This is a genomic window from Priestia sp. JSM ZJ58 (assembly GCF_044383985.1).
Taxonomy (GTDB): domain Bacteria; phylum Bacillota; class Bacilli; order Bacillales; family Bacillaceae_H; genus Priestia; species Priestia zanthoxyli.
The window spans coordinates 2,495,449-2,520,891 of sequence record NZ_JBISEM010000001.1; the positions used below are offsets into that span (position 1 = coordinate 2,495,449).

At 38.0% G+C, this 25,443-nt stretch carries 23 protein-coding genes and 3 tRNA genes; 8 read left to right on the forward strand and 18 right to left on the reverse strand.

Features of this window, described 5'->3' with window-relative positions; all coding sequences use genetic code 11:
* Window positions 1-9: 9 nt before the first annotated feature.
* The 4 genes from ACH6EI_RS13220 to ACH6EI_RS13235 are packed head-to-tail and all read right to left on the reverse strand — an operon-like array spanning window position 10 to window position 5,474.
* A complete protein-coding gene (locus tag ACH6EI_RS13220) occupies window positions 10-1,536 on the reverse strand; it encodes an aldehyde dehydrogenase family protein (RefSeq protein ID WP_028413431.1) in 1,527 nt (508 codons plus the stop codon).
* Entirely contained in the window at window positions 1,520-2,848 is a 1,329-nt protein-coding gene (locus tag ACH6EI_RS13225) for a lyase family protein (protein ID WP_028413432.1), read from the reverse strand. Before ACH6EI_RS13225 ends, ACH6EI_RS13220 begins: the two co-directional genes overlap by 17 nt.
* A gap of 23 nt (window positions 2,849-2,871) precedes the next feature.
* The gene (aldA, locus tag ACH6EI_RS13230) at window positions 2,872-4,305 is read right to left on the reverse strand and encodes an aldehyde dehydrogenase (protein WP_028413433.1); all 1,434 of its coding nucleotides are present in this window, start codon (window positions 4,303-4,305) and stop codon (window positions 2,872-2,874) included.
* Between the two features lie 23 nt (window positions 4,306-4,328).
* Window positions 4,329-5,474 (reverse strand): mandelate racemase/muconate lactonizing enzyme family protein, encoded by a 1,146-nt coding sequence (locus ACH6EI_RS13235; RefSeq protein WP_033578916.1) that lies wholly within the window; start codon window positions 5,472-5,474, stop codon window positions 4,329-4,331.
* Window positions 5,475-5,675: 201 nt separating this feature from the next.
* Here ACH6EI_RS13235 and ACH6EI_RS13240 point away from each other — a divergent pair, with 201 nt between their 5' ends.
* Window positions 5,676-5,927, forward strand: a complete 252-nt coding sequence (locus ACH6EI_RS13240; RefSeq protein ID WP_028413435.1) for a hypothetical protein — start codon at window positions 5,676-5,678, stop codon at window positions 5,925-5,927.
* A 65-nt stretch (window positions 5,928-5,992) separates the two neighbouring features.
* Here the strand turns inward: ACH6EI_RS13240 and ACH6EI_RS13245 are convergent, their stop codons facing one another.
* From ACH6EI_RS13245 to ACH6EI_RS13270, 6 genes are all read right to left on the reverse strand, one after another.
* Window positions 5,993-6,928, reverse strand: a complete 936-nt coding sequence (locus ACH6EI_RS13245; RefSeq protein WP_157774330.1) for an ABC transporter substrate-binding protein — start codon at window positions 6,926-6,928, stop codon at window positions 5,993-5,995.
* Between the two features lie 18 nt (window positions 6,929-6,946).
* A complete protein-coding gene (locus ACH6EI_RS13250; RefSeq protein WP_028413437.1) occupies window positions 6,947-8,293 on the reverse strand; it encodes a sigma-54-dependent transcriptional regulator in 1,347 nt (448 codons plus the stop codon).
* Between the two features lie 5 nt (window positions 8,294-8,298).
* Entirely contained in the window at window positions 8,299-10,425 is a 2,127-nt protein-coding gene (locus ACH6EI_RS13255) for a sensor histidine kinase (RefSeq protein WP_028413438.1), read from the reverse strand.
* A gap of 210 nt (window positions 10,426-10,635) precedes the next feature.
* Window positions 10,636-10,758, reverse strand: a complete 123-nt coding sequence (locus ACH6EI_RS13260) for a YjcZ family sporulation protein (protein ID WP_013056948.1) — start codon at window positions 10,756-10,758, stop codon at window positions 10,636-10,638.
* A 188-nt stretch (window positions 10,759-10,946) separates the two neighbouring features.
* Window positions 10,947-11,459, reverse strand: a complete 513-nt coding sequence (locus tag ACH6EI_RS13265) for a GNAT family N-acetyltransferase (protein ID WP_028413439.1) — start codon at window positions 11,457-11,459, stop codon at window positions 10,947-10,949.
* Window positions 11,460-11,541: 82 nt separating this feature from the next.
* Window positions 11,542-11,766: a YczF family membrane protein gene (locus ACH6EI_RS13270; RefSeq protein WP_028413440.1), complete on the reverse strand. Its 225-nt coding sequence runs from the start codon at window positions 11,764-11,766 to the stop codon at window positions 11,542-11,544.
* A gap of 146 nt (window positions 11,767-11,912) precedes the next feature.
* Here ACH6EI_RS13270 and ACH6EI_RS13275 point away from each other — a divergent pair, with 146 nt between their 5' ends.
* From ACH6EI_RS13275 to ACH6EI_RS13285, 3 genes are read left to right on the forward strand one after another with little or no spacing between them, the layout of a single operon-like run.
* Complete coding sequence (locus ACH6EI_RS13275) at window positions 11,913-13,535, forward strand: spore germination protein (protein WP_099330957.1); 1,623 nt, start codon at window positions 11,913-11,915, stop codon at window positions 13,533-13,535.
* A complete protein-coding gene (locus ACH6EI_RS13280; protein ID WP_028413442.1) occupies window positions 13,525-14,748 on the forward strand; it encodes a Ger(x)C family spore germination protein in 1,224 nt (407 codons plus the stop codon). Before ACH6EI_RS13275 ends, ACH6EI_RS13280 begins: the two co-directional genes overlap by 11 nt.
* 20 nt (window positions 14,749-14,768) lie before the next feature.
* The gene (locus ACH6EI_RS13285; protein ID WP_028413443.1) at window positions 14,769-15,869 is read left to right on the forward strand and encodes a GerAB/ArcD/ProY family transporter; all 1,101 of its coding nucleotides are present in this window, start codon (window positions 14,769-14,771) and stop codon (window positions 15,867-15,869) included.
* A 196-nt stretch (window positions 15,870-16,065) separates the two neighbouring features.
* Here the strand turns inward: ACH6EI_RS13285 and ACH6EI_RS13290 are convergent, their stop codons facing one another.
* From ACH6EI_RS13290 to ACH6EI_RS13315, 6 genes are all read right to left on the reverse strand, one after another.
* The gene (locus tag ACH6EI_RS13290) at window positions 16,066-17,466 is read right to left on the reverse strand and encodes a Na+/H+ antiporter NhaC family protein (protein ID WP_028413444.1); all 1,401 of its coding nucleotides are present in this window, start codon (window positions 17,464-17,466) and stop codon (window positions 16,066-16,068) included.
* A 215-nt stretch (window positions 17,467-17,681) separates the two neighbouring features.
* Window positions 17,682-17,753: transfer RNA gene (locus ACH6EI_RS13295), tRNA-Gly, on the reverse strand.
* Window positions 17,754-17,773: 20 nt separating this feature from the next.
* Window positions 17,774-17,855: transfer RNA gene (locus ACH6EI_RS13300), tRNA-Leu, on the reverse strand.
* A gap of 26 nt (window positions 17,856-17,881) precedes the next feature.
* A tRNA-Trp gene (locus ACH6EI_RS13305) sits at window positions 17,882-17,955 on the reverse strand.
* 239 nt (window positions 17,956-18,194) lie between these two features.
* Window positions 18,195-19,589, reverse strand: coding sequence for a phospholipase D-like domain-containing protein (locus tag ACH6EI_RS13310; RefSeq protein WP_028413445.1), 1,395 nt, complete (start codon window positions 19,587-19,589; stop codon window positions 18,195-18,197).
* Between the two features lie 367 nt (window positions 19,590-19,956).
* Window positions 19,957-20,226, reverse strand: coding sequence for a hypothetical protein (locus ACH6EI_RS13315; RefSeq protein WP_014460213.1), 270 nt, complete (start codon window positions 20,224-20,226; stop codon window positions 19,957-19,959).
* A 296-nt stretch (window positions 20,227-20,522) separates the two neighbouring features.
* Between ACH6EI_RS13315 and ACH6EI_RS13320 the strand changes: the two genes are divergently transcribed.
* The 4 genes from ACH6EI_RS13320 (at window position 20,523) to ACH6EI_RS13335 (ending at window position 23,329) form a co-directional block, all read left to right on the forward strand.
* Window positions 20,523-20,708 carry a hypothetical protein gene (locus ACH6EI_RS13320; RefSeq protein ID WP_028413446.1) on the forward strand — a complete coding sequence of 62 codons (186 nt, stop codon included), beginning with the start codon at window positions 20,523-20,525 and terminating at the stop codon, window positions 20,706-20,708.
* Between the two features lie 22 nt (window positions 20,709-20,730).
* A complete protein-coding gene (locus ACH6EI_RS13325; protein WP_224980117.1) occupies window positions 20,731-21,852 on the forward strand; it encodes a GerAB/ArcD/ProY family transporter in 1,122 nt (373 codons plus the stop codon).
* A 96-nt stretch (window positions 21,853-21,948) separates the two neighbouring features.
* Window positions 21,949-22,182, forward strand: a complete 234-nt coding sequence (locus tag ACH6EI_RS13330) for a hypothetical protein (RefSeq protein ID WP_028413448.1) — start codon at window positions 21,949-21,951, stop codon at window positions 22,180-22,182.
* Between the two features lie 25 nt (window positions 22,183-22,207).
* Window positions 22,208-23,329: a GerAB/ArcD/ProY family transporter gene (locus tag ACH6EI_RS13335; RefSeq protein ID WP_108674703.1), complete on the forward strand. Its 1,122-nt coding sequence runs from the start codon at window positions 22,208-22,210 to the stop codon at window positions 23,327-23,329.
* 25 nt (window positions 23,330-23,354) lie between these two features.
* Here the strand turns inward: ACH6EI_RS13335 and ACH6EI_RS13340 are convergent, their stop codons facing one another.
* On the reverse strand, window positions 23,355-24,689 hold the full coding sequence (locus tag ACH6EI_RS13340; RefSeq protein ID WP_108674702.1) for an FAD-dependent oxidoreductase: 1,335 nt from the start codon (window positions 24,687-24,689) through the stop codon (window positions 23,355-23,357).
* A 240-nt stretch (window positions 24,690-24,929) separates the two neighbouring features.
* The gene (locus ACH6EI_RS13345; protein ID WP_108674701.1) at window positions 24,930-25,367 is read right to left on the reverse strand and encodes a YrvL family regulatory protein; all 438 of its coding nucleotides are present in this window, start codon (window positions 25,365-25,367) and stop codon (window positions 24,930-24,932) included.
* Window positions 25,368-25,443: the final 76 nt, after the last annotated feature.

Consider the following 25,443-nt stretch of genomic DNA (forward strand, 5'->3'; position numbering starts at 1 on the left):
CTTTTTAATTTAATAAGCCATCCATATTGCTTTTACTTTTGTGTAAGATTGAAGAGAATGAATCGCATATTCTTTCCCCCATCCGCTTTGTTTCCATCCTCCAAACGGGCTAGCAAAATCATAGCAGCCGTATTTATTGATAAAAACCATGCCTGCTTCTAGCTTTTTTGCTACACGATTGGCTCTTGATACATCTTTTGTCCAGAGTCCAGCTGCTAAACCATAAATCGTATCATTCGCAATTTGCACCGCTTCATCTTCTGTATCAAATGGAATCACACACAGGACAGGGCCAAAAATTTCTTCTTGTGCAATAGTCATCTTATTATCAACATCTGCAAAAATAGTAGGACGGATAAAATACCCGTGCTTATTATCTCCGCTCATATCGCGCTCGCCGCCCGCTGCTAGCGTAGCTCCTTCACGTATGCCACTCTCGATATAGTGCAAGATTGACTGCATATGAGATTCAGAGACTTGAGCTCCTTGATTTGAATCAGGATCAAAAGGGTTGCCGCACTTGTAGCTATTTGCATAATCTGCTAGCTTATCAACTACTTGCTTATAAATGTCACGCTGTACTAACAAGCGCGTAGGCGCTGAGCATTTTTCTCCTTTATGTGTAAACAAGCCGTAAAAAGAACGTTCAATCGCTTCATTCAAATCCGGTGCATCGCTAAAGATAATATTAGGTGATTTCCCTCCAAGCTCAAGCGTGACAGGCTTTAAATTAGAGTCAGCAGAATCGTGAACCAATTGTTTGCCTACTCCTGTGCTTCCAGTAAAAGATACTTTATCAACTCCCATATGACGGCTGATATGAGAACCAATCGATCCTTTTCCTAGAATTAAATTTAAAACACCTGGCGGTAAGATGTTTGCTTCATCGATGATTTCTACCAAGCGAATCGCAGAAAAAGATGTGGTGCTAGACGGCTTTAAAATAACGGTGTTCCCCATTGCTAGAGCCGGCGCTAGTTTCCATGCGGCCATATCGATTGGAAAGTTAAATGGTACAATTTGACCGCATACACCGATCGGATCGCGGGTTGTATAACTCACAAAATCTCCTTCCACCGGATTATTTTCACCGTAATATTTATCCGTCCAGCCAGCGTAATACTCAAATAAATCGGACGCTTCTTGCACATCATCATGGTATGATTCTGTATAAAGCTTGCCGTTATCAAGAGACTCTAATGTGGCGAGCTCTGCCTGATGTTTTTTAATTAAGCTGCTTATTTCTCTTAAGATTCGCGCGCGTTCTTTTCTTGTAACGCTTGGCCAAGGACCGTGGTCAAACGCGTGTCTAGCTGAGGCTACTGCTTCATCGATATCTTGTTTTGCTGCACTTTGAATTTGACCATTAATTTCTCCGTTTGCAGGGTTAATAGAATCTATTAATTCGCCGCTTGAACTCTCTTGCCACTTGCCGTTGATGTATAGTTTTTTAGGCTCTTTCAGCCACTCTTTTGCCCATACCAATGCAGGTTGTTCCATTCCTTTAAATAAGGTTTTTTCATTTAGTTTTGTCATATTCACGTTCCCTCCATTTTTTGAGTCCTTCATATCCTGTCTTTTTTAAACGATCTGCAACGCGGCTGTAGCCATGCTTTTCTTTCATTTCTACAATCAATGGAATAAACGATTGAGAAAGCTGCTGACAGCGCTCTGAATTAGCTGATAAATCTTGCACACAAAAAGTCGCAAAATTCCTTACAGCTTTTGTTAAAAACTGAATGCTGTCTAAAATATTAATTCCAGCAGCTCCTTCAAATACATTTAAATTCAATTCTCCATGTTCAAGGGCAGCTTGAACGGTTCTGTCACACCCTAACACTTGAAAACAGCATTGAATCAACGTTTCTGGTACAACCGGGTTGACTTTGCCCGGAAAAAATGAGGAACCTGCTTGAACAGACGGCAATTGAATTTCTCCAAAGCCAGCTTCTGGTCCGGAAGACAGCAGTCTTAAATCTTTAGCAAATTTTATAAAAGATGTAGCCAGCTGTTTTAATTCGTTCGAAACATTAGCTAAATCATCAATATTTTGTGCTGCATCAAATAAATTAGCGCGGTGGTAAAGCCCCATACCAGATAGACGAGACAGCTGCTGAACGACTTTACTTCGGTATATTTCTGATGCTCCCGTCCCAGAGCCAATAACCGTACCTCCAAGATTAACAGCGTGCAGTTCTTCTGCAGCTCTTTTTAAATAGTGCGTACGCCGTGAAAAAACCGCTTCATATCCGCTGAATATATTACTAAGCGAAATACTCATCGCATCTTGCAAGCAAGTCCTTGCGATTGTCATCACAGGCTGGAACTCTTCAATCTTTTTTTGAAGAATAGAATGGAGATGCTCCATTTCTTTTTCTAAAAAATGATAGCTTTTAATAATCGCAATTCGAATAGCGGTATGACAAACATCAGAAGTTGATTGAGATGCATTTACATGTTCAATCGGATGAACGGGAAGATGATGTGGCCACTGCTGGTTTATCCAGCCTGCTATTACTTCGTTCACATTCATATTCGTCCCAATACCGCCTCCGCCGTGCAGCACATCAATCAAAAAATGATGTTGATAAGCAGTGCTTTGCAATTGGTCACATGCATTTGATATGGATTCTCCAATGTCTTTTGGAATTACGCTAGCTTCTACATTTGTTAAGGCAGCTGCTTTTTTTACGGTTAACAGTGCATACACGTAGTCCGGATATTCATGCAATCTTTTATTAGAAAATGATAAATTTTCAATTGTCCGGGCCGTCTGAATGCCATACAAAACCTCTGCTGGGAGCTCAACTTTTCCTACACTATCTTCTTCCACACGCGTTTTCTCCACCTGTGTTCACCTGCTTTTTAAAATTAAAATTTCATATAAACTGTTTTTACCTGTAAAAACTCTTCAAATCCATGCTTGCCATCGTCTCCGCCGATTCCCGACTGCTTCCAGCCGGAGTGATAGCCTTGATACGCCTCGCCCTGCTGGCGGTTCACGTATACTTCACCGCATTCTAGCTGCGTAGTCAGCTCCATTACGTAGCGATAGCTGGATGTATATACATTAGCGGTTAAGCCGTATTCAGAATCGTTCGCTAGATCAATTGCTTCTTCAAGAGATTCAAACGAGATAATTGGAAGAACGGGTCCAAACACTTCTTTTTGCACGATGTTCATTTGTTGCGTGCACTGATCTAACAGCGTTGGCGGATAAAAGCTGTCACCTAATTCCTCTAGCAAATAGCCTCCGCATAATATAGCGGCTCCTTCTTCTGCGGCCTCAAGTACCATTTGATGAACGCGATTTGCTTCAGATTTGTTAATCAGACAGCTCATTTCTGCATCTGGATTAGCCAAACCATCTTTCACTTCTACATTTTGAAACGCTTTCAATAGTTTAGTAGTAAACGCTTCTTTTACACTTTTATGAACGTATACACGCTCAGTATTATTGCAGACTTGACCGGAGTTAGCTAACCTGCCTCCCTTAATTGCTTCAACCGCTAAATCAATATCGGCATCTTCCATTACAATAGCAGGAGCTTTTCCGCCTAATTCAAGCGATGTCCGGATCATATGACGAGAGCATTTTTCCATAATGCCTTTGCCTACTTTAGTACTTCCGGTAAATGTCACCATGTTCACATCAGGAGATGAAGTTAACGTTTCTCCTACAATGTCATCCATACCTGTTACGATATTAATAACACCTTTTGGAAAGCCGGATTGATGAATGCACTCCGCTAATGCTAAAGCAGATAAAGAAGATTTTACGCTTGGCTTGACTACAACCGTATTACCTGCGACAAGCGCCGGCACGATTTTTCTCATCAAAACATAAATTGGAAAATTCCAAGGTACAATCACCGCGACTACGCCAAGAGGCTCTTTATAAGAAATAATCTTTTCTTTTACGTTATCGCTGTCTACTACGTGACCTTCAATGCGTCTTGCCCACTGAGTTTGGTATTCGCCAAGCTCCGCTCCGTAAAACACCTCTGATTTCGCTGCATTTAAAGGTTTTCCCATTTCCTGTGTAATAGCTGTTCCAATGCGTTCAATATGTTCTTCTGTTTTCATGTTTGTTAAAAATTTTTTAATTTGTTCAGACCGGTCATATGAAGGACGAAGCTTCCACTCTTTAAAAGCTTGTTTAGCGCAATAAACAGCGTGCTCTGTTTCTTCTATACTGCAGGAAGAGACTTGGGCTACGACTTCACCCGTTCCTGGGTACGTAACATTCATTTGATTGCTGCTTTGAACAAATTCTCCGTTTATATAAGCACTATATTTCTTCATTTTGTGTTCACCCTTTATATCAGTTAAATAGAAACTGTATTTTTTTCACCCACGTAGAAATGATTAATTTCGTACTGCTTTAAAGCTTCTTCATCCAAATCGATACCTAAACCCGGCTGTTCTGGAGCTACTAAGTAACCATCTTTGTCGATCATAAGTGGTTTTTGCTGAATATAATCTCTCCGTTCGTTAGACCATGCCGGAGGATCATAAGGAAATTCTAAATACGGACAGTGGCTGACCGCCGCTGCTAGATGTAAATTTGCCAGTAAACCAATGCCGTTTGTCCATGTATGCGGGCTGAACCAAGCGCCGCTTCCTTGAACAAGATCCGCAACTTTTTTCGTTTGCGTAATTCCTCCTGACAATGCTACATCCGGCTGATAAACGTCTAATGCATTTACTTTGTTCAACTCTCTAAAGTCATGCATATGACGGTTCATCTCTCCCCCTGCGATTCGAATACCTACTGAATCCCGAAGTTTTGCCATCAGTTCAAACTGATGAGAAGGCAGTGGTTCTTCAAGCCAAAAAACTTTCAGCTCTTCGAGTTCTTTCGCTACTTGATAGGCCATTTTTAAATCCCACGTCCGTTCAACGTCCCAAGGCATTTTCCATCCTTGATTTGCGTCAACCATAATTTCTAGCTTGTCGCCAACTGCTTTTCTGACCGCTTCCACTACTTGAATATCGTCTTTTACATCTTTGTGATGAAAACGAATTTTCATTGCTTTGAACCCTTGCTCTACAAATCGAACCGCACGTTCCGCACGTTCTTCAGGAGTCACGATTTCTCCCGTTGAAGCATAAGCGAGAAGCTTGTTAGATCGGGCTCCAAGCAGTTTATAGACGGGCTGTTTTGTTGCTTTTCCCATCAAATCCCATAGAGCTAAATCAAGCGGCCAGCATCTTCCATAGTGAAAATCTATATTTTGTATCACTTGTGCATGTCGTTCAATGGCAAAAGGATCTTGACCGATAAACAAATGTTCATGTCCCTCAAGCCCCATCATTAAATCTCCTGATCCCACTCCCGTTATTCCTTCATCCGTATGTACATAGACAACGGTAGAAGCAAACTTCTTGCGGGGCTCGGGGTCCCAAGCTGCTTTAAAAGGCGGATTTAAAGGCAGTAAATAATGTTTGATCTCTATTCCCGTAATTTTCATTGAATACTAATCTCCTTACATTTCAGCATTTTTACTTTCACTTATATCTATTGCAAGATGCGTGCCAAGTTTAAATGATTGATGTAATCAATACTTAATAGAAAACAAAAAATAAATTGTAGAAAATTCACACAATTAACTGTAGAAATTTTCTACACTCTACAATAAAAAAGAGGTTGAGACATAACGAAATAAATCCAATTGAAAGACGAACAAATGAGATACATGAGCTGGACTGCTTATGACACCGCAATTGATTTCCGTGCAAGACTTCGCTTTCCGCGGGCGGCCGCTGAGCCTCCTCGTCGCTTTCGCTCCTGCGGGGTCTCACCTGTTCCGCTTTTCCCGCAGGAGTCTTCGCCTTGCCCTCCAAATCAACTGCTAGAAGCAACGAAACAAATAAAACTATATGCACCATCACAAAAAAAACGAACCACTCATCAAACAGGTTGATGAATGGTTCGTTTTTTACTTGGGCTCAACTACTTTTGTCCCAGCCTCTTTTTTTATTATATCTATCAACGAGTAATCAAGTGATTTTCCAGTAAAAATTTATAGGCAACATCTGATACGTCTTTGTGTAAAATATCAACTTGGTAATTCAGCTCTACCATCTTTTTATTCGTTAGTTTACTTGATAGTTCATTTAAAGTGGAAACAACAGACGGATAACGGCTTGCTAATGATTGTTTTACTACAGGAGCCGCATAATAAGGCGGAAAAAGAGATTGATCTTCCTTTAGTAACACAAGGCCGTATGCTTGAATTCGACTATCAGATATCATTCCAATCCCTACGTCTACTCTGCCTTCTTTCACCGCCAAAGGAATAATTTCTGAATCGATTCCAATGATTTCAGTTGAAACGGACTTTAACTCATAGTTATTAGCTAATTGCATCAAGCCGTCTTTTCTTTTTAGAAATTCATTGTTTGTAGCTATCTTTACTTCTTTATTTTGCTTTTTTATGTAGGAAATCAAGTCAGAAACAGAGTTTAAATGATGCTCCTTTGCAAAAGAACGGTTAACTAAAACCCCCCAGCTGCTGTTAAAATGGCTAGTGTTCAGCCACGTTAAGTGGTTTTTCGCATCCGTTTCTTTCACCAGCTGATACAACTTTTTTTCATTATAAACCGGCTCTTGGTTTTGATGCACAATCCTTGCCGTACTCGTATATTCCCAGTACATATCAATATAGCCCGCCAAGCTTGCTTTTCGAATAGAATCGCTGTCTAAAAAGCGCCTTTCGTGTACAGTAGCTCCTTGTTCTTTTAATAGAAGCGCGGTCATTTTCATTAGTAGATATTGCTCTGTCATAGATTTCGACCCAACTGTAATACTAACAGAATCGAGAGACTTCTTTTCTTCCCTAAGAGGGGTAGTACTGTGCTGCTGACATGCTCCCAGTACTGTAAAACACAGTACTAGTAAGCTGAATATTTTACGATAGGTCATTTCTTTCATATCCTTTTTCTAAAATTTAAGACCCATTTTTTTCATTTTATAAATTAACGTATGGCGAGCAATTCCTAGTTTTTGAGCTGCTTTCGTTTGATTGCCTTTCATTTCTTCAAGAGCGTTTTTAATCATTTCTTCCTCTACTTCACCTAATGCATGTGATAAGTTTGTTTGTTTTGCTTTCACCTGCTGATTCCTATATGAATGAGACTCTTGCTTATTAAAAAGATATGTTAAATCAGAGAGCTCAATTGTCCCATACCGTTTTAAAATATGAACTCTTTCAATCGCATTTAACAGCTCACGAATATTTCCCGGCCACTCATAAGAAATTAGCTGTTGAAGTGCCGCGTTTGAAACAGCAAGCGTCTTATTGTATTTTGTATTTAACTTTATAATGTGGTGATGAATGAGCGGCTCAATATCTTCTTTTCGGTGCCTTAGAGGAGGAATGGTGATCTCCATTAAATTTAATCGATAGTATAAATCTTCCCGAAATTTCTTTTGTTCTACTAACTGTTGAAGCGGTTTATTTGTAGCTGAAATAATTCGGACGTCCAAGGATTCATACTCGTTGCTTCCGAGCTGCATTACTTTTTTTTCTTCGATTACATGCAATAGCTTTGCCTGCATGCTTAACGAAATTTCTCCAATTTCATCTAAAAAGATTGTACCGCCGTCCGCAGCAGAAAACTTTCCTTTTTGAGAAGAAGCAGCCCCTGTAAACGCTCCTTTTCTATAGCCAAACAGTTCACTTTCAAGAAGGGCTTCTGGTATGGCTGCGCAGTTGATAGCCACAAAAGGATTGTTTTTTCTATGACTCTGCTCATGTATCCATTTAGCCATCGCGGTTTTACCTACTCCGCTTTCACCTAGAATTAAAATGCTAGCGTCTGTATCTTTTACGTACTCTACCATTTCCACTAACTTGTTCATTTCTGAGCTTTTTGAAATAAAGTCTTTGTCTTTACCTTTTTCCATCACGGCATCCGGTTGCTTGTCCGTACATAGCGAAGCAATAATATTCTTTAGTTCTTCAAGTTCAACAGGCTTATTCAAATAATCAGCAGCCCCTATTTTCATAGATTGCACAGCGCTCTCAACATTTCCGTATGCAGTAAGCATGATTACTTTTGATTGCGTTACCTCTTTTAACTTCTTTAACACATCGATCCCCGTCATATCCGGAAGCATATAATCTAGTATCACCACATCGATATCCAGCGTTTTAGCCATTTCGATTCCTTTTCCTCCAGTATATGCCGCGTGCGTATGAAAACCAGATTTCTGAAGCTTTTTGGCTACCAGCTTACAAAGGTTCTGTTCATCATCAATCATTAACACACTGCACTTATTCTCCATGTTTTTTAGCCTCCTTTTGTATTTTTCTGTTTGGGAAAACGACATGTAATGGTTGTCCCTTTGCCTTCTATACTTTCAATAAATAATTCTCCTCCATGTTCTTTTACAATATCTCTTGCAATCGTTAACCCTAGTCCTGAACCTGTTTCTTTCGTTGAGTAAAAGGGATTAAACAGCCACTCTAAGTCCTGCTTGTTAATGCCTGAACCCGTATCTTCTATACGAACAACCACATATTCTTCGTTCATATTCATCGTTTGAATGGAAGCGATAATATACCCGCCCTCATCCATTGCTTCCATTGCGTTTAAGACAATATTTAAAAACACTTGAATCAATTGATCATAGACCCCTGCAATCAAACATTTTTCTTCAAAGTCTTTTACAATGCTAATGTTTGCTTCATTACACTTTAAACGCAGTAAATGAAACACTTCTTCTAACACTTGTACAAGTGACACTTCCTTCTTTTCCTTTTGACTCATGTTTGCAAAATTAAGAAAATTATTTGTAATCTCTTTGAGACGGTTTACAACGATGAATACATCCGCAGCAAGCTCTTTTACTTCTTCTGAGCAGGCGCTTTCTTCCGCTTCATCTAGCAAAAGTTCAGCTGATCCTGATAAAATGGCTAGAGGATTCTTTATTTCGTGGGCAATTCCTGCCGTAATTTGCCCAATAGACGCCAGCTTATCACTTTGCTGCAGTCTTAGCTGTAACTGCTTTATTTCGGTAATATCTTGCATGACCGCGATAATCCCCATCACTTCACTTGTGTCGGTATAAAAAGTAGAGGTCGTAACTTTAACAATTCTTTTTCTGCCGTCTGAATCGAGAATATAGCTTTCTACCTCTTCCATGTCTTTTCCCGATGCCAATGTGTGAAGCAAAATAAAATCTACGCTTTCCGATTTTATTGGTAAATCTTCTAAGTTAACACCAATCATGTCCTGACGCTGAAAAGCAACCATTCTTTCAAACTGCTGATTCACGTATGTAATTTTACTCCTCGGGTCAATTGTAATAATTCCATAAGGAATTCCTTCTAATACATCGTGAAGGTATCTCTCACTTTGCTCAAGCATTTTTTGTTTTTCATAATTGCTATTTCCCATTTCAATAATTGTACGTGTCAATATACTCAGCTCATCATCCCTTGCCGGCGCTTCTTTATTTAATGGCACGAACGTTTGAGAATTCCGGTACGTTTTTGCATAGCTTGTAAGCTTTACGATTGGCTGTAAAATATTTTTGATGCCTAACCATATAAAAAATAAAGCAAGCAGCAATATACTAATAAAACTAACGCGCAGTAAAAGAGATAATTTATGTAAAGGAGAAAAGGCTACGTTAGTCGGTACACCATAAACCAAGTTCCAGCCTTCTTGGTTCGTTTGATAAGCTGCTAAACTCTCTTGTCCATTATGATTTATTTGAGTATAGCCAGAAACGTTTGGTATTTTGTCTACTGAAAACTTCTTGTTAAGCTGCTTATCGCTTGTAGATGCGATGACATTTCCTTTGCGATCTGCTAAAAAACCGAAGTGTCCTCGTGACAGGCTGACGCTTTTTAACACCTCTGATAAATAATCCCGGCTTAGTTCTGCAACAATAATTCCTTTAAATTCTTTATCCTTAGTAAGAACGGGTACAGAAATGGTTACTACTTTTTGATGACGATAATTTTGAATAAGATCCGATAAAGCGTACGTATGTGTCCAATACACCTGGGTAAAATTAGGGTGATGATAAATTAAATTGTTTTGACTTGAAGCAAAAGGCGTTTCAAACTTTACGCGTTTTTGTTCATTGATATAGTAAATGGAATGAATAACTGAACTTTGTGAATTTGCTTGTTTAGCTCGGTTATACATTCTATTTATGTTAAGATCTGACTCTAGCCCCTCTCCTGCAATAAGCTGCAGCTGCGAAGCCACATGCTCAATTTCTGAATTCAGCCTTTTAGCTATAATATCTTTACTTGCAATGTTTTGAACCTTTACATCTTCTTTAATAATTTTGCTTGCATAACCCGTAATGATGTAATAAATGATGATGCCCGGTACAATTAAAATAACCGTAAATAAAAGAAGATATTTAGTTGTAATACTTTTCGAAATAGGAAAGTTCACCTTATGCCCTCTCTTTTTTGTTTGCTTCTTCATAAATGTAAGCGTTATTATCTTTATTAAAAGTATAGCAGATATCGATCGTAATAGGGTTTTTAATTGTTCAACCGTTCATCATAGCCGCTAATGGGTAAGTAATTCTCTTAAAAGCTAACGGACGTTTAAAACACAAAAAAGCCTAAAGAAATTTCTTTAGGCTATTCAGTGATCTAATTAGCAGCCGTAGCCGCCACCGTAACCACCGCTATAACAACTACATCCGATAATTACTAATAGAATAAATAATACAACTAATAAAGCGAAACCAGAACCAAATCCACATCCAGCATTAGACATACAAGCACTCCCTTTCAACGTAATTTTCTGTTGCTAAAACAAAGAAGGTTCAAACATGGGGTGTTTCTCATGGATAGGTTATTGTATGTCTGCCTAGACGTTTTGGTTTGCTGTCCTGCTCATTTTTTAAAAATTGGGCTTGTTTTCATCTTTACAACTCGTAAAATGTAATTCCTTAAGAGTAAAGCTCATTTCCACTCTTCCTTTAAAATCGCGTAATAATATTCATCCCACCATCCTTTTTCAGTTGGAATACATTTTTTGAAATACCCTTCTCTTCTCATCCCGATCTTCTCCATAACACGATAAGAAGAAATATTCTCAGGTTGACAAGTAGCAATAACCCGATGCAGTTTCATTGTATTAAAGCCATAGTCCACGATTGCTTTTGCCGCTTCTGACGCATATCCTTTCTGATGATAGAGGGAATTAAATACCCAGCCAATTTCATAAGTATGGTCCTCAAAATAGTTGAAAAAGACGATATGACCAATTAGGATTTTTTCGTTTTTTAATAAAACTGGAAAATTTTTAACGTTTTCTTTCATATTTTCATTTACAAATTTCTTCGCATCATCCTTACTAAAAACACCTTCTGGTATGTATTTCATGACATTAGCATCAGAAGTATATGTGTAGACATCTTGCCAATCTTCATATTTAAATTTGCGTATTAGTAGTCTGCTAGTCTCAATGTTCATGTGGTTCTCCCCTATCTCAAAGCTATCTTTCTATACGCTTGTTTCGATAGCGAAGAGATAAAAACCTCTTTGCACCAAGTTACTAGTGCTTTTGTTGACGCTTCTTTAAAACAAGGTAAAGCGACTCTGCAAAAAAGAAAAACAAAAGAGAAAAAAGGACAAATAATTCGGCCACTTCCATTACACGAAACGGGCTTAAAGCATTGTATAGTGCCTGCAGTACGTTCGCTCCTTGAAAAAGATCAATTCCTACAGAAAGAGCAATCACAGATCCAAATAGCAGCAGGCTAACTCCAATAATTTTCATTCCTTTCACTCCTTACCTAATGGTTACTTACCTCATAGGGTCGTCATTTTCATTTACCGTCATGCAAAAGATATTTTGTTAAAAATTACATAATTATACGGTTTTTGGTCAAATTAATAAAAACTATAGTAAGGGTGCTTTCATTTATGCCTTCGTTTTTTAAAAATCAAAAACTTAAAAATAAGCTTGAACCTCAGGCAGATCAAACAAACAGCGAACAAACAGCTTCTTCTCTTAAGAATCTGCTGTCGGAGAACCTTACCTTAATTAAAAAGAAAACTGGAAACAGCTCAGATATTGTGATTCGTCATTTTAAACTAGGTGTCAATAACAGCTTGGCTGCTGCTATCGTCTATATAGAAGGGATTGTAGATAATCAGGCTATTCAAGATTACTTACTGCAGTCTCTGATGAAAGATAATCAAAAAAATGACCTAAACGATCAAAATGCATTAGAGTTAATCTCCGAAGACATCGTCACAATCGGCAACGTATCGTTTGCAGACAACTGGAATGATTTACTTTCTTCTTTGATGTCAGGCGATAGCCTTCTTATTGTCGACGGCATAAACCGCGTACTCAGCGTGAGTACACAAGGCGGTGAAAAGCGTGCCATTTCAGAATCTACTACCCAAATGGTAGTGCGGGGACCAAAAGGTGCCTTTACTGAGTCTATTGGCACAAACTTAGCCATGGTGCGCCGAATTATTAAAACACCCGACTTATGGCTAGAGTCGATGAAGATTGGCCGAGTAACTAAAACGGATGTCACTCTTATGTATATTCATGGCATCGCAAACGATAAAGTTGTGAAAGAAATTCGAAAGCGATTAAAAAACATTGATATTGATAGTATTTTGGAATCAGGTTATGTTGAGCAGCTGATTGAAGATCAAACGGTCACTCCTTTTCCCACTATTTACAACACAGAAAGACCCGATGTGGTGGCGGGTAACCTTTTGGAAGGAAGAATTGCTATTTTTGTGGACGGAACTCCTTTTGTCCTTATTGCTCCAGCGTTGTTCATTCAATTTTTCCAATCGGCTGAAGATTACTACGCACGCTTTGATATTGCCACGTCCATTCGTCTTTTGCGGGTGTTTATGTTTATGATTTCACTTATCGCGCCTGCTACGTATGTAGCGGTTACAACATTTCATCAAGAGATGGTACCTACAACGCTTATTGTAGCTCTTGCAGCACAGCGAGAATCCGTTCCATTTCCCGCGTTCGTGGAAGCTTTTTTTATGGAAGTCACCTTTGAAATTTTGCGTGAAGCAGGTATTCGTTTACCAAAAGCTATCGGCTCAGCTGTATCGATCGTTGGAGCTCTTGTTATTGGGCAAGCAGCAGTTCAAGCAGGGATTGTCTCACCAGCTATGGTTATTATTGTATCGATTACAGCCATTGCTAGCTTTGCCACACCATCTTTCGATATGGCTATTTCAGCGCGTTTAATTCGTTTTTTATTTATACTAGGAGCGGCTACATTCGGTTTCTATGGCATTATCCTTATTCTTTTAATGGGGGTTGGACACCTATGCAGCTTACGTTCATTTGGTGTTCCTTACATGACCCCATTAGCACCCTTTATTCCTGCAAGCAATGAAGATACATTGCTGCGGTTACCTTGGTGGACGATGAGAAGAAGACCTAAATTAATTAGTGATAACAAAGTTCGTCAAAGCAAACATCAAAAGCCTGAGCCTCCTTCTTCAAGAGGTATGATTAACCAGGAACTTGAAAAAGGTGATCAAAATGAAACGTAAAAGTTTATTTTTACTGGTAATGACCATAATGATGGTATTGCTTACGAGCTGCTGGAGTAAAAAAGAATTAACAGACCTTGCATTTGTATCGGCAATGGGCATTGATAAAACGAAAAACGGACGGTATGAGCTTACCTTTCAAATTATTAACCCGGGAAACGTAGCTGGCTTACAAGGGGGCGGCGGTACCCAAAGTCCGCCTGTTACGATCTATTCTGCTTCTGGCGATAATTTAGTTGAAGCAAGCAGACGCGCTTCAGCTAGAATTTCCCGAAGACTTTATTATGCCCATACCAACTTAGTCGTGATCGGAGAAAAACTAGCGCGTGAAGAAGGAATTAACATTCTTATTGATTCTATTGATCGCGATCCTGAATTTCGAATTACGACTTCCCTAGTCATCGCAAACCAGTCAAGTGCTGCTGATTTGGTAAAAGCACTAACGCCTGTCGATAAAATTCCAGCAAACAAAATTATGAAAACGCTGGAGTTCACTCAAAGAAAATGGGGAGAAAATCTAAAGGTTTCCTTTCAAGAAGTGATGAGGTCTCTCGAATCTCCCGGAGGAGAAGCACTAGTCTCGGGTTTTCGTTTAGTTGGAAATCCTCAACAAGCAGAAAAATTAGATAACCTCCAGCAAAGCGCACCAGAAGCTACCCTTCGTGCTTCTGGCATTGCTGTTTTTAAAAATGGAAAGTTAATCGACTGGTTGTACAATAGTCCAGCCAGAGGCAGCGTTTGGATTCTTGATAAAATACAAGGAACGGATATTAATATAGATTGGAAAGGAAAAAAAGAAGCGCTTGCCTATCAAACAGTTCGTCAAAAAACGGATGTATCTGTAAAAATGAAAAAAGGAAAACCTTACGTGTCCGTTCACACTCGCGTAGAAGGCGATCTTGGAGAAGTGGAGGTCCCTGTTGATACACGTCAACCTGCCGTAATCAAAAAAATGGAAAAAGCTGCAGGTAAAGAAATAAAAAAAGAATTACAAACAGCTATTAAACAAGCTCAGACAGACAAAGTTGACATCTTTGGGTTTGGAGAAGCACTGGAACGCACGCGCCCCAATCAGTGGGAAAAATTCAAATCAGAATGGGATGACGTTTATTTTCCAAAATTAGATGTAGACGTTACAGTAGAAGCTTACATTCGCCGAACGGGTCTGCGCAATAAATCGTTTCTCTCTAGCGTAAAAGAAAAACAACAATGAGGTAAGGAGGTTCTGGCTATATGGAAAAAGCAAAAATCAGCGCCACTCAATTATTCATTCTCATGGTATTATTCGAACTGGGGAGCGCTTTATTAGTTCCTCTTGCAATGAGAGCGAAGCAAGATGCATGGCTAGCTATTTTAATTGGAATGCTGTTCAGCTTTTTTTTCTTCTTAGTCTATCATAAGCTCTATTCCTACTATCCGGACCTCCTGCCTACAGAGTATATGCAGAAAATTTTAGGTAAGGTACTGGGAACGCTTCTTGCATTCGTATATATTGTTTATTTTTTATACGATGCATCACGAGTTCTAAGAGATTTCGGAGAAATGCTTCTTACTTTTGCTTATCCCGATACGCCTTTATTTATTGCTAATGCTTTATTAATGCTGGTCATTATCTATATAACACGAAAAGGAATTGAAGCGATAGCGAGGTCAGGAGAGCTTCTGTTTATTTTTATGTATTTTCTGGCTGTTGCAGGCTTCATTTTAATTATTAGCTCAGGATTAATTGATTTTAAGAACTTACAGCCGGTATTAAAAGAAGGAGTGCTCCCTGTTGCAAAAATTGCTTTAACCGAAACGCTGTATTTTCCTTTCACAGAGGCTATTGTATTTACCATGCTTCTTCCTTATTTGAGCAATCCCAAAAAAGCGAGTGTCACCATGCTATGCGCAACGGGATTAAGCGGAATTAATCTAATTATTACGATGATCATTAACATTAGCGTGCTTGGAGTTGATCTGACGACAAGATCACAGTTCCCTCTTCTTAGTACTGTCCAAACGATCCAAGTAGCTGATTTTTTAGAGCGTCTAGATGTATTTTTTATGTTCGCTATGGTGATTGGGATTTATTTCAAAGTTAGCATCTTGTTTTATGCTTCTATAATAGGTACAGCTACTTTATTTAAAATTAAATCTCCTTCACGTCTAGCGTATCCTTTAGGCATCATTGTGTTATTTTTGTCGATTACAATCGCTAGTAATTTTCAAGAACACCTTTATGAAGGACTACACGTAGCGAGATTTCTTTTGCATATGCCGCTATTTTCTATCGTACCCCTACTGCTTCTGATTATCGCCTTTTTGAAGAATAGGAAGAAGCAGCACAGATAGTGTATCTCTACTAAATAAAAAAATGGCGTTAAAATTATTGAGGTGATGTGCGTGTATATATGGTTTTATGATCATTTTGTTAATACCATCTTATTTCCGCTTACTTGTATCATCCTAGTGTGCCTGTCATTAGGACTGTATGCATACTTTAAATTAAAAAAATGAAAAATTGATACTAGACGGCTATTTTTCTCATTCAAAATAAGAAAGATACAACAAGATAGAAAGCAACTGTTATTCCCGCTGCAATTAAAGCTGGCTTTAATTTATATTTGGCATATTCAATAACAGATAAATCTAATATTTTGGCGATGGTATTCGTATCATCGCTTAAAGGTGAAGAAAACGCTCCAAAGGAACCGCTCGCAAACACCGCACCGATAATTAACGGCAAAGAAAGATCTGCAGAACTTGCAAGCGATACGCCAAGCGGCATTAAAATCCCCCACGTTCCCCAAGCAGATCCGATAAAGTAAGAAATAGCGGCTCCAAAGATAAACATGAACGGAGTGACAAACATTTGAGGAATCCACTTAGAATGTGCCGTCACGAAATTTGAAAAACCTAAGTCTTCTGTCACAGCGGATAATCCCCATACTACCGATAACAACAAAATAACGGACATCAAGTCATTGCCTCCTGTGATAAAACCATTAAGCAAATTCTGTAATGTAAAGCGCTGAAACAAGAAAAAAATGAGGGTAATTAACGTAGTCATAATTAAAGCTACTACCATCGCTTCTAACACGTCTGCTTTAATAAATGCTTCAAAAAAGGTGTGACTCTTACGATGTCCACTCCACCATGTTAAAAGTAAGGTAAGTGAAATCACAACAAGTAAAGGTACTAACAAATTCCAAGGCTTAGAAGGCAAATCCTTCGATACGCAAGGATGACAATCATGCCAATCTTTTTCGTCTTCTTCCTCGAGCTTCATAGGAGCCGTAGACGTTGAATGATGAAAAAAGCTGAAATAAATCCCTACTAAAATAATCACAATCGAAAAGAAATTATAAGGAATGCTTTGAATAAACAAAGAATAAGCGTCTTGTTTTATGCCTTGATGATCAATTGCCATTTGAATGATTGAGACCATATATCCCACAAATGCCGTTGCCACGGGAATTAAGACGATAACAGGAGTAGCAGTTGTTTCAATAACAAACCCTAGCTCTGCTGTCGTCATTTTCACTTTTTTCAGCAGCGCTCTCATAATGGGCGCGATCGTCACAAAACGAAAGGTGGGAGCACTGAATGTTCCAATGGTTGAAACATAGGTTAAAATAAGAGCTTTTTTTCTTGTATCAATTCTTTCTGCAGCTGTTTCCACAAAACCTTTAACTCCTCCAGCCATCTTAATCATTCCGATAAGCCCTGAAAACGCGTATAAAAAGACAACGATTTCTATATTACTTTTATTTCTAAGAGCTTGTACAACGTAGTGAAGTAACTTTTCAACACCTCCGACAATCGAATGATCAATCAAATAAGCGCCTACTAATAAGCCTAAAAACAACCCTGGCAGCACTTGTTTGGTGAAAATAGCTATTGGAATAACAATTAAAAACGGTATAATTGAAAACCAACTAGATTCCATAGGACTCTCCCCTATCTTAAAAACCATATTAGACGTCTTCACGTATCGTTCATTAGCTTTTAATGTAACCCCAATAATATGTGTATATTCATGAAAGCAATACGTATAAGCAGCACTGATTGAATAAACTATTTCTAATTAAAAACAGCATAGTAAAAATCTTTATTTCTACAACAAAAAAAGCAGTTTGCACATGCAAACTGCTTTTGAAAAGAAGCGGAAGACGAGGTTCGAACTCGCGACCCCCACCTTGGCAAGGTGGTGTTCTACCACTGAACTACTTCCGCGCAATATATAAAAGTAAAGATGCGGGTGAAGGGACTTGAACCCCCACGTCATAAGACACTAGATCCTAAGTCTAGCGCGTCTGCCAATTCCGCCACACCCGCGTGTGAATTGAAAAATAACTCCAAAATGGCAGGGGCAGTAGGAATCGAACCCACACTGACGGTTTTGGAGACCGTAGTTCTACCTTTAAACTATGCCCCTAGAAATGATTTCTTCAAAAGAACCTCGTTTATTGACGACGCTATATTATAATAAAACATATATGGAATTTCGTCAATAGGTCTTTTTATGAATCATGACTAGTACTGGCGACTTCAAAAAAACTGTGAGGCATATCACAGCTTTTCACACTTCCCACCACCAGTTGCAGCACCTTTTATCCTCTACCATTTATTTTTATAAGCTTTCTGCAAAAGCACTTTTTCAGGAAAAGTGCAGAACTATACAAAATGTCTCCAAAATCGCGTGAAGACTGAAAGAATATGGAGGAGTGCAGATTTTACAGGAGGCACGTTTTTTTGAGAATCCGTATTAAAACCCACAGGTTCCCCCTCATTTCCCACAAGCGTACTGTGAGAAATTTTAGTTTCAATAGCCCCTGTTAGCTCGGCTGCAAATTCTTCACTATCTATCATAACCATAGATTCAGTATTTAAAAATACAGAACGTGAATCTAAGTTAAAAGAACCAACTGCGCTCAAACGCTGGTCGTAAACAACGGATTTCCCGTGAATGGAATAAGGCTGTTGATATTCATAAAGCTTTGAAGCCGCTTTTATGACGCGGTTTTTCACTCCTAAGTATGCAGAAAAAGCCATAGCATTCGGAGTGGACGTAATAGAATTCGTTAAAATAATTCTTTGCACTTTAGATTTTACTGACTTATCTATATACTGTTCCATCTCTTTTGTTGGTACAATATAAGGACTTTGAACGACAATGGATTTTTCAGCTTGCTCAGAAAGCTTAATAAACGTTTTCCATATAAAAGGGCTTTTATTCATTCTTTGAATAGGATTTGCAATAAAAGAAACCTTTCTTGTAGGCATCGTTGATTCTCTCCATACAATATAAGGATGGACAAAGGGTTCGTTTGCTTTTTTGGCCTCTTCGTATTGATCTATTAACAATTTCTTTCCTGAAAGGCCACGAAATTGTTTAGTTTTCTTGAGCTTTGGAAAAGCTTTGCGCGTATACGGGTGGTTCCATAATTTCTCTACATACTTCTCCATTGAGAGAATGACACTATTACTTTCTTGCTTTGTATTATAAATCAGCACATCACGGTCATAGACAAAATTTTTATCCGGTTGACTGGCCAAGTATTTATCTCCGATATTTCGTCCTCCACTAATACCTAATTGGCCATCGACTACTATTATTTTATCGTGAAGACGGTTATGCCATGTCCAAGGTTTAAGAATAGTAAAGGGCTCATAGTACTTTAATTCAATATTATTGTGGAAAGCTAGAGCATAAAGAACATTTTTTCTCTTGCCTTTTAGCCCATGAGAGATCCCGTCTAACAGCACTCGAATACGTATACCTCGGTCCGCAGCTTCGAATAAAGCACCCATAAGTAAATCCGACGAACGACCTTTGCCGATGGAAAAGTACGCAATATCGATTGTATGCCTCGCTTCTTGAATCATCTGCATCCGAACAAGCCCTGAAAAATAACCGTTTTCCAAAAGCATAACACGGTCTGTGGATTCTTTCTTTCCGTAAAAATTCTCAGTATTCATTACTTTTAAGTCTTTTCCCTTGTGCAAAGGGACATAAAACAGTACCACTGCAGTTACGAATACATATATGAAGTACAATACGACAATCATTATTAGTATATTTATTAGCATGTTTCCTGTCACAATCCCTTTCCATTCTTATCGTTCTGTTTTTATTAGGATTCTTACTTTTTTAACTTCTATACCTTTTAAAATAAGAATGGAACGATGGATTATTTGTTACACTACTGTTGATTTCCGTGCAAGCCTTCGCTTCCGCTCCTGCAGGGTCTCACCTATTCTGTTTTCCCTATAGGAGCCTTCGCCTTGCCCTCCAAACAACTGCTAAAAGCCATTATATACACGAAACCTACATTCACTCTGCCAATAAAAAAAAGCAGAAGTTCATTATCTTCTGCTTTTGCAATTTATACTCTATTGTGAACCTGCTGTAAGTCTAAGTAAAACAGCTACTCTTTTATTGATTAAGGTCGTTTTCCATATCTTTTATGTCTTGCTGAAACTCAGTTAAACGCTGACGCTGTGTTTCAGAAGCATTTTCAAGCGCATTTTCGATTTGCTGAGAGGCTTCGTTCACTTCACCTATCGCTTGCTTCGCTTCATGTCCATACGATGCATCATTTTTAGCTTCATTTGCCTGTTCATATGCATCTACTGCTTCTTTATGCCCCTGCTGTGCTGCTTGAAATGATTGTTGTTTATCTTTGTTATATGGGAATTTTTTCATCATAGTGCTCCTTTCCATTTGTTCACTCTATAGTGTGGCATTTTTCCACTTATTCATACGACGTTTCGATAGGTTGAAGCTGCGTAAATATTCCGCATAACAAATTCCTTTATTATTTAAGAGCGTCCAATGATATCTTTTATCCCTTGAAATACTTTCTATATTTTACATAAATGTATAATCACTTTCTTTAGCGGACATCATACGAATAGCCTATTTGAACGTCAAAATATATTGGGGTTGACTGCATGCACTTGTTTCTTTCCTTTTTGATCATTTGTGCAGGGATTATATGGATGGAAATAAAAAGATTACCTCAACACTCTCATAAAAAAGAACGGAAAATTTTTATTGTATTCATGACAATCAGTATCATGATCGCTCTTGCAAAAATCTTTCGGCTGCCTCTACCGAACCCTTCTGATTGGGTAGAAGCAATGTTTCAGCCTTTAAGTCACTTATTATTCCGTTGGATCACTTAATTCGTGTATATGGCAAAAGGATGTGCTCATTTTGCTTAATGAAATCAATATTTCGGCTGCGCAATTTCGCAAGCTAGTAACTTTATATAGCATCGGAAGCACAATTATTGTTGTGCCTGCTGCTATTACGGCTGATGCTCATCAAGACGCCTGGATTGCAGCACTTTTCGGTGTAGCATCAGGAATTGGCTTAGTTTTGCTTTTTACCTCACTAGGAAAAATGTTTCCAACGCTTACGCTGATGGAAATGAACGAAAAAATTTTAGGTAAACTGTTTGGAAAGATTGTTTCTGCTGTTTTTGTATTATCCAATTTGTTTATCAGCAGTCAAGTTCTTTACTATGTAGGGAATTTTCTCACTACACAAATTCTTCCCTACACGCCGCTTACAGCCATCCACATTGCGTTTATGAGTGTGGTTATCGTAGGAGTACGCCTAGGAATAGAAGTTATTGCACGAAGTGCCGAGATTTTATTCCCTTGGTTTGTCGGATTGTTCGGACTTCTGATTTTGTCTATGATTCCGCAAATTAAAATAGAGCATATTCAGCCTGTGTTCGAAATACATCCAAAAGCTTTTATTCGGGCTGTTTTAACGTTTTTAAGCATGAGTTCTTTGACTTATACGATTCTGCTTATGATTTTCCCTTCCCATACACCAGACACAAAAAAGTCCACTCAATCTTTTTATATAGGGAATATAGCCGGTGGACTAGTGATGGTTACGTTAATCTTACTCGGAATTTTAGTGCTTGGTCCTTATTACTCCCAAATCACCATGTTTCCAAGCTATGAATTAGGAAGAAGAATTGATGTAGGAAACTTTCTTCAAGGAATTGAAGTAGTCATTGCTATTTTGTGGTTTATTACTCTCTTTTTTAAGCTTTGCATTTACTTTTACGCTACTCTTTTGGGGTTTGCCAATGTATTTCATATAAAGGACTACAAGCTATTTTCTTTTCCAGTCGCACTCATCATGATTACACTTTCCCTTATTGTGTATCCAAGCGTTTCTTATCAAAAAGATTGGGATACAAAAACGTGGATTCCCTACAGCTTACTTGTAGGCATCTTATATCCGCTTTTCCTTTTAATTGCAGGATTTATTCAAAACAAAAAGCAGCATTCTTCTAACAGCGACTAAAAAATCAAAAACCTTTAATAGAGAATGCACCTTCAGTATAAGTAGTTATTTTTCTGGAAAATATAACATTAATTATTCATGTATAGGAGCTAGTCTATGCTAGGGGTATTCGGGTTACTTATTGTTTGCACGCTCGTCATTTGGTTTGAAGTACCTAACTTACGGCAAAAAAAAGCGAAGAAAGAATTATGGCTATTCTACACAGTTCTTGTAATTGGAACGTCCGTAAGCATCTGTAAAGCACTGGGTTTGTATGTTCCAAATCCTTCTGATTTATCAGCTGCTATCTTTAGACCAATCAGCATATTTTTACTTCATTTATTATCTTAATACGTAAGACGAGGAAGTGAATACCGTGAAACCTGTAGTTAAAATTTCAACGATTCAATTTCGCATGCTCGTCATGCTTTATACAATTGGAAGCACAATTGTTATTGCTCCAGCGGCTATGACTGTTGATTCTAAGCAAACCGCTTGGATTCCGGCTATCCTTGGAGTAGCATGCGGATTTGTATTAGTGAAAGTATATATAGCTCTCGGACTTTTATTTAAAGATAAAAATCTGGTAGAAATCAATGATGTAGTATTTGGAAAATATCTAGGAAAAGGTGTATCTTGTTTATTTGTCCTATCTACTGTCATAACGTGCAGCCGCATTGTATACTACGTCGGAAGTTTTTTAAATACCCATATTATGATGGAAACGCCGCTGCTTGCTATTCACATTATTTTTATGCTTGTGGTTGTTTTCGGGGCAAGACTCGGGCTAGAAACAATTGCACGCTGCTGTGAAATCTTTTTCCCGTGGTTTGTTGGCCTTCTCGGGATTTTTATTTTTTCACTAACTCCTCAAATGAAACTTGAAAATCTTATGCCTTTAATGGACATTCACTTAAAGCCGCTGACTCATTCGGTTCTTATCTTTCTTAGCATTACTTATTTTACTTTTGCTCCTTTGATGATGATTTTCCCCCTTCATTTAAGAAAACCTGAAAAAGGAGCTAAAGCTTTAATGAGCGGCAGCCTGCTAGGTGGATTTATTATGGTAATTGTTATTTTTTCTTGTATAATCGTTATTGGTTCTTATCATTCTTCAACTACCATGTTTCCCGTATATGAAATGGCTAAGCGAATTGAGGTGGGAAATTTTTTGCAAGGAATCGAGGTAATTATTGCCATTATATGGTTTCTTACTCTTTTCTTTAAAGTTTCTCTTTATTTTCATGCTTCCATCGCTGGACTTTGTCATATTTTTAACATCAATGAAACTCGATTTCTAACGTTACCGATGGGATTAATTGTTACGACTTTTTCCATTATTGTGTACCCAACCATTACCTATCAAAAAACATGGTTAGCCGAAACGTGGATTCCCTATAGTTTTTTGATGGGAGCTTTATATCCTTTTATTCTTCTTATCATAGGATGGATCCGCTTTAAACCTGCTAAAATAAAAAAGATAATAAAATCCACATAAAAAAAGCAGGTAGTCACCTGCTTTCTTATGCTTGAAGCGCTTGAAGCCCTGCTTGGTTTAAGAAATGCCAAGGCTTATTAAAGTGGGGTTGAAAGAAAAAGTCCATAAAGCCAAGCTCATCGATCGTCATTTCCTGCTGTACGCATACGGACAATGTATTGATTGCTTGAGTAGCATCAATTTTAGAAATAACCTGTGCCCCTACAATTCGTCTTGTTTCTTCTTCATATACTACTTTTAACGTAATATTTTCGTACGTTGGCATGAATTCAGGTCGGTTATTTTCTGATATTGTGATACTTTTCACATTCATATCAAAAAGAGAAGCCGCTGTTTCAGTTATGCCGGTAGATGCAACATTGTAATCATAAATATGCAAGCCTGATGTTCCTTGTGTTCCCATATACTTAATCGTCGGTTTAACAAGGTTTTGAGCAACTAATGTTCCCATTCTAACCGCATTTGTAGCAAGCGGAATATAGGCATGTTTCTTAATCGGATTGTAGTAAATGGCACAGCTATCTCCGGCAGCAAATATATCTTTTTTGCTTGTTTGCATATATTCATCGACCACAATTGCCCCGTTTGGAAGCATTTCTATCTGCCCTTTTACTAAGTCTGTGTTTGGACGGAAGCCAACACACAAAATCACAAGATCCGCTTCGTATTCACCTTCAGTTGTCACTACTTTTTCAACCGATCCATCGCTGCCTACAAATTTAGTAACCGCTTGGTTTAATGCTAATGTAACTCCGCGTTTTTTAAATTCCGTTTCCATCAAGCTTGTAAACTCTGGATCAAGATATTTATTTAAAATACGATCAGCACTATCAATAAATGTGACTTCTTTTCCATATACTTCAAATGCTTCTACTAATTCTGCACCGATATAACCAGCACCAATTACGGCGATTTTTTTTGCTTGTTTTGCTTTTTCAATAATGTGATTAGCATGCTGATAATTTTTACAAAGCACAACATTATTTAAATCGATGCCTTCAAGGTTTGGAATAATCGGCCATGATCCAGTTGTCATCACTAATTTATCAAATGTATCTTCAAATTCTTCGTTGGTTTCTAAATTTCGCACTGCTATTTTTTTGTCTTCTGTATCAATATTCGTAACTTCATGTTTCATTTTCATATTTACACCCATCTCTTGCAATTCAGACGGTGAAGAGTAAAATAAACCATTTGCATCTTTTACGACCCCGCCTACATAGAGCGCAATTCCACAAGACAAAAATGAAACATTATCATTTCGCTCATAAACTGTAATTTTAGCTTCTGGATAAAGTTCTGCCATATTTTTTACTGCTGCTGTTCCTGCATGTGTACACCCTACTACTGCAATTTTCATAGATGATATCCCCCTTAGGATTATAGAAAATATGATATTGTGAAGTTATTCACATATATTGTGAAATGTTTCACATATCTTTTACAATTCTTATTATACAAACATGTTTGTCCTTTTTCAAGAGATATGTGAAAAAAATCACATACTTTTTTAAAAGAATATGTTACAGGGTTCTTTAAATAGCGTTGAAGCTTGATATGATGCTTTTTTTTGTTGATGCCCTGCTGATGAAAAACTTCATCAGCTTGTTTTTTTACGTAGAAACTCACTATCCAATGCACTCTCCATCCAAAAAAATAAGACGGATAAAAGAGTCACCGCTAAAATAGATACACGGATTCCGCTCACAAGCAAGTCTGCTATATAAACTGATAGAAAAGTAAAAAATATATCCACAAAAGCTACAGATGTTATAAATAGTACTCTGTTCATAATAGCATTCTTCATTAAAAAAATAAGTGCCTTTGAAAAAAGCTCTGTGATAGAACCAAACACAAAAATAAAAAATAGAAATAAACATATGGCCCAGTAAGAGTCATATTCCACTCCCATCACTCTAAGGAAGCCTATAAAACCAAAAAAGTAGCTTCCCATTAAGATAGCTAAAATGATTAGTACCATCACTCCTGCTATAAAGAACGCAATTAAACGATCCATTCCCTTGTTTTTTCTTTTCATTGTTCCACGCCACCTTGCTTACTCATCACTTAATCCATATTATACTAAAAAAGTGCGATACCATGGTATCGCACTT

Bases quoted from the DNA above. Each gene is read 5' to 3' on its own strand.
- ACH6EI_RS13310 (WP_028413445.1), bottom strand. From the start codon at position 19,589: ATGATTGTCGTATTGTACTTCATATATGTATTCGTAACTGCAGTGGTA.
- ACH6EI_RS13345 (WP_108674701.1), bottom strand. From the start codon at position 25,367: ATGAAAAGAAAAAACAAGGGAATGGATCGTTTAATTGCGTTCTTTATA.
- ACH6EI_RS13245 (WP_157774330.1), bottom strand. From the start codon at position 6,928: ATGACCTATCGTAAAATATTCAGCTTACTAGTACTGTGTTTTACAGTA.
- ACH6EI_RS13290 (WP_028413444.1), bottom strand. From the start codon at position 17,466: ATGGAATCTAGTTGGTTTTCAATTATACCGTTTTTAATTGTTATTCCA.
- ACH6EI_RS13315 (WP_014460213.1), bottom strand. From the start codon at position 20,226: ATGAAAAAATTCCCATATAACAAAGATAAACAACAATCATTTCAAGCA.
- ACH6EI_RS13330 (WP_028413448.1), top strand. From the start codon at position 21,949: ATGCTAGGGGTATTCGGGTTACTTATTGTTTGCACGCTCGTCATTTGG.
- ACH6EI_RS13265 (WP_028413439.1), bottom strand. From the start codon at position 11,459: ATGAACATTGAGACTAGCAGACTACTAATACGCAAATTTAAATATGAA.
- ACH6EI_RS13275 (WP_099330957.1), top strand. From the start codon at position 11,913: ATGCCTTCGTTTTTTAAAAATCAAAAACTTAAAAATAAGCTTGAACCT.
- ACH6EI_RS13285 (WP_028413443.1), top strand. From the start codon at position 14,769: ATGGAAAAAGCAAAAATCAGCGCCACTCAATTATTCATTCTCATGGTA.
- ACH6EI_RS13235 (WP_033578916.1), bottom strand. From the start codon at position 5,474: ATGAAAATTACGGGAATAGAGATCAAACATTATTTACTGCCTTTAAAT.
- ACH6EI_RS13260 (WP_013056948.1), bottom strand. From the start codon at position 10,758: ATGTCTAATGCTGGATGTGGATTTGGTTCTGGTTTCGCTTTATTAGTT.
- ACH6EI_RS13250 (WP_028413437.1), bottom strand. From the start codon at position 8,293: ATGGAGAATAAGTGCAGTGTGTTAATGATTGATGATGAACAGAACCTT.
- ACH6EI_RS13340 (WP_108674702.1), bottom strand. From the start codon at position 24,689: ATGAAAATTGCAGTAGTAGGGTGTACACATGCAGGAACAGCAGCAGTA.
- aldA (WP_028413433.1), bottom strand. From the start codon at position 4,305: ATGAAGAAATATAGTGCTTATATAAACGGAGAATTTGTTCAAAGCAGC.
- ACH6EI_RS13320 (WP_028413446.1), top strand. From the start codon at position 20,523: ATGGAAATAAAAAGATTACCTCAACACTCTCATAAAAAAGAACGGAAA.
- ACH6EI_RS13280 (WP_028413442.1), top strand. From the start codon at position 13,525: ATGAAACGTAAAAGTTTATTTTTACTGGTAATGACCATAATGATGGTA.
- ACH6EI_RS13220 (WP_028413431.1), bottom strand. From the start codon at position 1,536: ATGACAAAACTAAATGAAAAAACCTTATTTAAAGGAATGGAACAACCT.
- ACH6EI_RS13270 (WP_028413440.1), bottom strand. From the start codon at position 11,766: ATGAAAATTATTGGAGTTAGCCTGCTGCTATTTGGATCTGTGATTGCT.